Annotated in this window: 7 protein-coding genes; 3 read left to right on the forward strand and 4 right to left on the reverse strand. The window is 64.5% G+C overall.

The annotated features are described in order from the left end of the window. Window positions 1–162 precede the first annotated feature (162 nt). Genes C100_RS29945 through C100_RS29955 form a run of 3 tightly spaced genes read left to right on the forward strand, consistent with a single transcriptional unit; the run spans window position 163 to window position 2,733 of the window. Entirely contained in the window at window positions 163–375 is a 213-nt protein-coding gene (locus C100_RS29945; RefSeq protein ID WP_024018728.1) for a DUF1656 domain-containing protein, read from the forward strand. A gap of 10 nt (window positions 376–385) precedes the next feature. Then, window positions 386–1,294 carry an HlyD family secretion protein gene (locus C100_RS29950; RefSeq protein ID WP_024018729.1) on the forward strand — a complete coding sequence of 303 codons (909 nt, stop codon included), beginning with the start codon at window positions 386–388 and terminating at the stop codon, window positions 1,292–1,294. After that, on the forward strand, window positions 1,291–2,733 hold the full coding sequence (locus C100_RS29955) for an efflux transporter outer membrane subunit (protein WP_024018730.1): 1,443 nt from the start codon (window positions 1,291–1,293) through the stop codon (window positions 2,731–2,733). The genes C100_RS29950 and C100_RS29955 overlap by 4 nt, the downstream gene beginning before the upstream one ends. Window positions 2,734–3,171: 438 nt before the next feature. Here C100_RS29955 and C100_RS29960 read toward each other — a convergent pair whose 3' ends face one another. The 4 genes from C100_RS29960 to tnpA form a co-directional block, all read right to left on the reverse strand. Further along, window positions 3,172–3,765: a plasmid pRiA4b ORF-3 family protein gene (locus tag C100_RS29960; RefSeq protein ID WP_024018731.1), complete on the reverse strand. Its 594-nt coding sequence runs from the start codon at window positions 3,763–3,765 to the stop codon at window positions 3,172–3,174. Then, a complete protein-coding gene (tnpC, locus tag C100_RS47765) occupies window positions 3,762–5,357 on the reverse strand; it encodes an IS66 family transposase (RefSeq protein WP_024018732.1) in 1,596 nt (531 codons plus the stop codon). Before tnpC ends, C100_RS29960 begins: the two co-directional genes overlap by 4 nt. A gap of 67 nt (window positions 5,358–5,424) precedes the next feature. Then, window positions 5,425–5,781, reverse strand: coding sequence for an IS66 family insertion sequence element accessory protein TnpB (gene tnpB, locus C100_RS29970; protein WP_024018733.1), 357 nt, complete (start codon window positions 5,779–5,781; stop codon window positions 5,425–5,427). Beyond that, window positions 5,778–6,160: IS66-like element accessory protein TnpA (tnpA, locus tag C100_RS29975; RefSeq protein ID WP_235219024.1), on the reverse strand; the 383-nt coding region annotated here is incomplete at its 5' end. The genes tnpA and tnpB, both read right to left, overlap by 4 nt.

Here is a 6,160-nt window from a genome sequence, read left to right on the forward strand (position 1 = left end):
ACCATCCACGCTATGCCCTCTGCTCGCGCTCATCGACGAAGCACTTGATGCGCTCTGGCCGGGAGATGGTTCGCCCGGCGCTCGCCCCGACCGCGCCATTCATGCCTTAGCGGGTCTGCGCATCGCCCTGTTCGAGCGCGCGCCGGCCTGGGTACCGGCGACATGATCGGCGAAATCGACATCGCGGGCGTGTTCGTTTCGCCGCTGCTCCTCTGCGCGATCCTCGGCTTCGCGATGCGCCTGCTGCTGTCGCGGGTGCTCGAGTCCATCAGCTTCTACCGCCTCGTCTGGCAGCGCCCGCTGTTCGACACCGCCCTGTTCCTCATCCTGACCGGCACCGCCTTTCTGGCTCTACGCCTTGTCACCGCATCCTGAAGTGCCCGCCATGACCCTAGATCGCGATACCCTCCTCCGCCTGCTCAAGCCCCTGCTCACCCTGCTGGTGGTGGGTGCGGGCGTGTTCGTCTTCTGGCACCTCTATAATTACTACACCTACGCGCCACAGACGCGCGACGGGAAGATCAGGGCGGATGTGGTTCCGCTCGCGGCAGACGTGTCGGGCCGGGTCGAGCAGGTCCACGTTCGCGACAACCAGGTGGTCAGGCGCGGCGACATCCTGTTTACCATCGACCATGTTCGGCTGCGCAATGCCGTTGAGCAGGCCGAGGCCGCTGTCGCCACGGCACGGGCAACGTTGAACGCCGCCGAACGGGAGAACCGCCGCTATCAGGCCCTCTCTGATATCGTCTCGGGACAGCAACGTGACGACCGCCGCTCCACCGCCGAGGAGGCCCGCGCACGCTATGCCCAGGCGATCGCTGATCGCGATCTCGCCCGCATCAATCTGGCGCGCGCCGAGGTGCGTGCGCCGGTCAACGGCATCGTCACCAATTTCTCGCTCCGTCCCGGCGCCTATGCGGCCACCGGGCAGCCCGTGATGACGCTGGTCGATTCCGACAGCTACTATGTTGCCGGCTATTTCGAGGAGACGAAGCTTTCGCACATCCGCCCCGGCGTCCGCGTCACGATCCGGGTAATGGGCGAGGATAGGCCGCTTTCTGGCCATGTTGAAGGCCGATCGGCGGGCATTGACGATCGCGAACGGACGACCGCGTCCGGAACGCTACTCGCGAATGTCAATCCCACCTTCAGCTGGGTCCGTCTTGCCCAGCGCATCCCCGTGCGGATCGCCATCGACAAGGTGCCGCCCGGCATCGATCTGATCGCGGGCCGGACGGTCACCGTGACGCTCAATGGCGCGGAAAATGCGCTCGGCCCCGGCCGGAGCGAATGACGATGGGGCGCGTCGGAACGAAAAGGCTGCTCGGACTGATGGGCGCGCTGATGCTCGCTGGCTGTGGCACGGTCGGCCCCAGCTATCGGGCGCCGCCCTTGCCCGCAGGCATCTCGGATCGGCCCGCAAGCTTTGCCGAAGGAAAATCGCCCGCCTATTCGGCTGAACCCTTGCCCCAGCGCTGGTGGCGCCTCTACGCTATTCCCCAGTTCGATGCGCTCGTCCAGGAAGCGATCGAGGCCAACACCGACCTCAGGGTCGCGGCGGCCAATCTCGAACGCGCGCGCGCGATTGTCCAGGAGGTCGAGGCCGGCGCGGGCGTCCAGACTTCCACGGCGGGCGGCGTATCGGTGGGCGAGCCGTCCAATCTCGGTCTCGGCTCGCCCAACGGGACCCATGCGACATTCGACGCCGGCGTCGGCATATCCTATGAACTCGACGTCGTGGGCCGGATTCGGCGCACGATCGAAGCCGCGCAGGCCGATGCGGAAGCGCAGGCCGCCGCCTATGACCTTGCGCGCACGACGGTCGTGGCCGGAGTGGTCGGCGCCTATGGAGATGCCTGCGCGGCCGGCGCGCGGATGACCGTTGCCCGCCATTCGGTCGAACTGCAGCGGCAAAGCCTCGCCCTCACCGAAAGAGGCGTGCGCGCCGGCCTCTACACGTCGCTCGACGCTACCCGCTCGCGCGCGCTTCTGGCTCAGCTCGAGGCAGCGCTGCCGCCGATCGAGGCAGGCCGCAAAGCTGCACTATTCAGTCTTGCCGTGCTGCTCGGCCGGACGCCCGAAGATTATCCGCCCAATCTCGCGACCTGCCGGATCATCCCTTCCGTCGACCGCCCCCTGCCGATTGGCGACGGTATGGCGCTGATCCGGCGCCGGCCTGACATCCGCGAAGCTGAACGCCGGCTTGCGGCTGCGACGGCGCGCATCGGAGTGGCGACGGCGGACCTCTATCCGAGCGTCAGCCTCGGCGCATCGCTCGGCACGACCTCGCGGAGCGTGGGCGGGCTAGTCGACGATTCGGCGTTGCGGTTCAGCTTCGGCCCGCTCATCTCGTGGTCCTTCCCGAACCGACGCGTCGCCAGGGCGCGGATCGCGGAAAGCGATGCAGCGGCGCGCGCGACGCTGGCGGCATTTGACGGAAGCGTCCTCGCAGCTCTCCGCGAAACCGAGACGGTCCTCAGCACCTATGCCCGTGATCTGGACCAGAATGCAAAGCTCAGGCGCGCGCGCGATGAGAGCCGGAGGGCTTCCGGGCTCCAGGCCCGGATAACCGGGGGCGGTCTTGGAACAGGCCTTGAACTGCTCGACGCGCAGCGAAGCCTTGCCACGGCCGAAGCAGCGCTGGCGGCCTCGGATGCGTCCATCGCCTCGGATCGCGTTCGGCTGTTCCTTGCGCTCGGCGGCGGCTGGGGAGGAGCCATGGCGGGGCCATGATGACCGAGCCTTCGCGAGGCGTACGCTCCGCGGATGTTTGATGGGGCCGAATTACAGAGGAGCAGCCCCGCCTCGATAGGTATCCTTTGTGCTGACGGATCAGGTCCCGGTGCCCCTCCACGCCGCAACTGACGCCATGGTGGCGGGAATTGAACGATCCGCTGCTCGATCAACTGATTTGACGGGCGCCGTTCTCCAACCCGTCGATTGATATCGCCGAAGCGCGTGTTCGGCACCCGGCAGCCTGATCATGTGGTGGGGTTGGTCTCGCCTCATGAGTATCCAATTCGGCACGATGCTCGCCAATGATGCACTTGTGGGTTGTTTAATCGCATCCCGGTCAAGGCAATTTCGATCTTCGTCGATCTATGGTTGTGAGGTCGTAAGCTTGGCTGGTTTTACGTAAGCGCCGACGGAAGGCGGCGTTGACGCGGCCTTTCAGGCTTTCCGGCGTGTCCGTGGCGCCCATTTTTTCGCGAGCGCTTCCAGCCTTGCCTCTATCAGGGGGATATCGGGCTGGGCGTTGGGATCATGGTCGTCGCCGAGGGTCTCCAGCGCCTCTTCATGATATTCATGCTGGGGGTCGCCGAGCGCTTCGAGCTTTTCGACGTAACCCCATGGGCCGCCACAGTCCTCCGGCGGCCGCATACCTACTGCATCGAGGATGAGCGGATATGTCAGGTGCGGGCTGGCCGTGCTGATGCGCTCGATTTTGACGCTATGCTCCCAGGCATCGCCAAAGTCGTAGAGATATCGGAAGGTCTTGCGCCTCGTATCCGCCAGGACCTGGGCGAGAGTGGCCTTACGGGCGTCAAGAGGTCCGTCGAAGCCATATTCGGGATCAGGGATGCCAAAGCCGGTCTGCCCGAAGCTCATTTCCCACAGGTGAGAGTCCGTCCACGAGAAGGCGGTCTGGATGACGGTGTGCAGACGGTCGAGCCGGATATTGAGGGGCACCTCCAGCGTTCGGCTGACGGCCGGCGTGACATCGTCCAGCGTAATCTTCATCCGCACGACAGTGCCGTTGCTCACGCAGCCTTCTCCAGATCGTTGGTCAGCCTTGATGCCTGCCATTTCCACGGCAAAAAGTCATCGATCCGATTGATCGGGTGATCACCGATGCGTTCGATGACGTCGGTGAACCATGCCTCGGGCTCGACGCCGTTGAGCCGACATGTACCGGCCAGGGCGTAGAAGAGCGCGGCGGCTTCTCCCCCCTTCATGGAGCCGACGAACATCCAGTTCCGGCGCCCGAGCGCGACACCGCGCAGGGCGTTCTCCACCAGATTGTTGCTGATCTCGAGCCGACCGTCATCACAGTAGCGGACCATAGCCTGCCAGCGATTGAGCGGATAGCGACACGCACGCGCCAGATTGCTGTCAGATGACAGGCCTCGGTTCTGGGTTTCGAGCCAGACGCGCAATGCCTCCAGCTTCGGCACCGCCTTGATCTGGCGGATGCGTCTTCGCTCATCGGGTGGCGCACCCTTGATATCGCGCTCGATGGCGAAGAGCTCGGCGATCCGCACGACCGCCTCTGCCGCAATCGGTGACGGACTTTTCTCCAGGATGTCGGTAAATTTCCGGCGTGCGTGGCTCCAGCATCCCACTTCGACGATATCCTTGGGCGCCTTGGTCCTGGGGTCGCGGTAAAGCGCGTTGTACCCGGCAAAGCCGTCTGCCTGTAGATACCCCCGATAGTCGGCGAGATGTTCTGCCGGATGCGCTCCGCCACGATCGGCGCTGAAGCGGAAGACCACGGCAGGCGGGCTCATGTCGCCGCTTGAGCGGTCATCACGCAGATATACCCAGAAGTGCCCGGTCCGACTGCCGTCGCCATTGCCCAGCAAGGTGACCGGCGTGTCGTCACCGTGGATCTTGGCGGCTTCCCGGATATAGGCGAACAGTCGCTCGCCCAGTGGCGCGAGCAGCCATGCCAGTTTCCGTGCCCAACGGCTCATCACATCCCGATCGATATGAAGCCCCACCCGTCGGAAGATCACCGACTGCCGGTGCCAGGGCTGATGATCGACAAAGCGATTGACGATAAGGTGAGCCAGCAAGGCGCTGCTCGCCATCACCTTGGGCAGGGGCAGATCGACAGCGGGCGCCTGGCGGATTTGCTCGCAGGACCGGCACACCAGCCTGGGCCGGACATGGCGGATGACGCGGAAGCGCGCCGGGACATAATCGAGAACCTCAGTGACGGCCTCGTCGATCTGGACTGAGGGTCCGTTACAACCGCCACTGCACGGGCTGGGCTGATGATCGATTGTCTGACGCGGGAAGTGCGCAGGAAGCGGAACGCGGCCGCCGGGTTTGCGAGCCGATTTCGCCACAGGCGGCGCCGGCACCTCATCGTTGGCGGGTTCCGGTGCCTCGACCTCCTCGAACATCAGCCGCAACTGGGCGATATCCATTTTCTCGGAGCTGCGGCCGAACTGGACGCGCAGCAGCCGCGCGACACGATGTTCGAGCTTTTCGATCCGCAAGGTCTGGGCTTTGACCGTGGCTTGCGCCGCCGTCAGTTCGGCCCGTTCCTGCTCCATGACATCGGCCATCTCCAGCAGCATTTTCTGCAGGAGAACCGGGTCTGTGGGAAGGCGATCAAGGGCGAACCGCATGCCGCAGATAATAGCGGAAGCCGACGGCAAAGCCTACATAAAATAGCGGTTTTCCTGATCTTTTTGGCTATGCGAGGCTCGGCGTGATGACCTCGTCGTGGACGATCGCCTGCTTCCAGTTCAGGCCTTCGAGCAACATCGCAAGCTGGGCTGCCGACAGCCGCAGCGCACCCTCATGGGCACGTGGCCAAACAAACTTTCCGCGCTCAAGACGCTTCGCATACAGGCATAGCCCTGAGCCGTCCCAGACCAAGGCCTTCAGCCTGTCGCCCCTCCTCCCGCGGAACAGGAACACCGCCCCCGAGAATGGATCCAGCTGAAGGATATTGCGCACCTGCGCCGAGAGCCCGTCAAAGCCCTTGCGCATGTCGCACGGCGCCAGCGACAGGTAGACCTTCGTCGAAGGCGGGAACGCCAGGCTCAATGATCCAGCTCCCGCAGGACATCGAGCACCTGTTTCAGGGCGGCCCGATCAACTTCGCCATCCACCGACACCGTCAGGCCGCACCGTCCGCGAACCTCGATCCGTCCAGCTTCTCGGGCTTTGGCCGACGGCGATGATGCTGCCAGTTCGACAGGTACGAAGCCTGCCATCGCTCCCCGGAGCAGTTGCTTGCGCCAGGTGTAGAGCTGACCCGTGCCTATCCCATGCCGCCGCGCTACGGCCGATATGACAACGCCCGGCACCGTCGTCTCCTTTAGGATCGCCAGCTTCTCCTCGTCGCTCCAGTTCCGACGCCGCTCCACCTGTACAAGCACTCCGCCGTCCCCGCGACTGCTCATACGAGGCTTCTGTGGTTGCC

Origin of the sequence: Sphingobium sp. C100 (assembly GCF_000508185.1) — a bacterium.
Lineage (GTDB): Bacteria > Pseudomonadota > Alphaproteobacteria > Sphingomonadales > Sphingomonadaceae > Sphingobium.

Coding starts and splice junctions, on each gene's coding strand:
- C100_RS29945 (WP_024018728.1), top strand. CDS start 163: ATGATCGGCGAAATCGACATCGCGGGCGTGTTCGTTTCGCCGCTGCTC.
- C100_RS29955 (WP_024018730.1), top strand. CDS start 1,291: ATGACGATGGGGCGCGTCGGAACGAAAAGGCTGCTCGGACTGATGGGC.
- tnpC (WP_024018732.1), bottom strand. CDS start 5,357: ATGCGGTTCGCCCTTGATCGCCTTCCCACAGACCCGGTTCTCCTGCAG.
- C100_RS29950 (WP_024018729.1), top strand. CDS start 386: ATGACCCTAGATCGCGATACCCTCCTCCGCCTGCTCAAGCCCCTGCTC.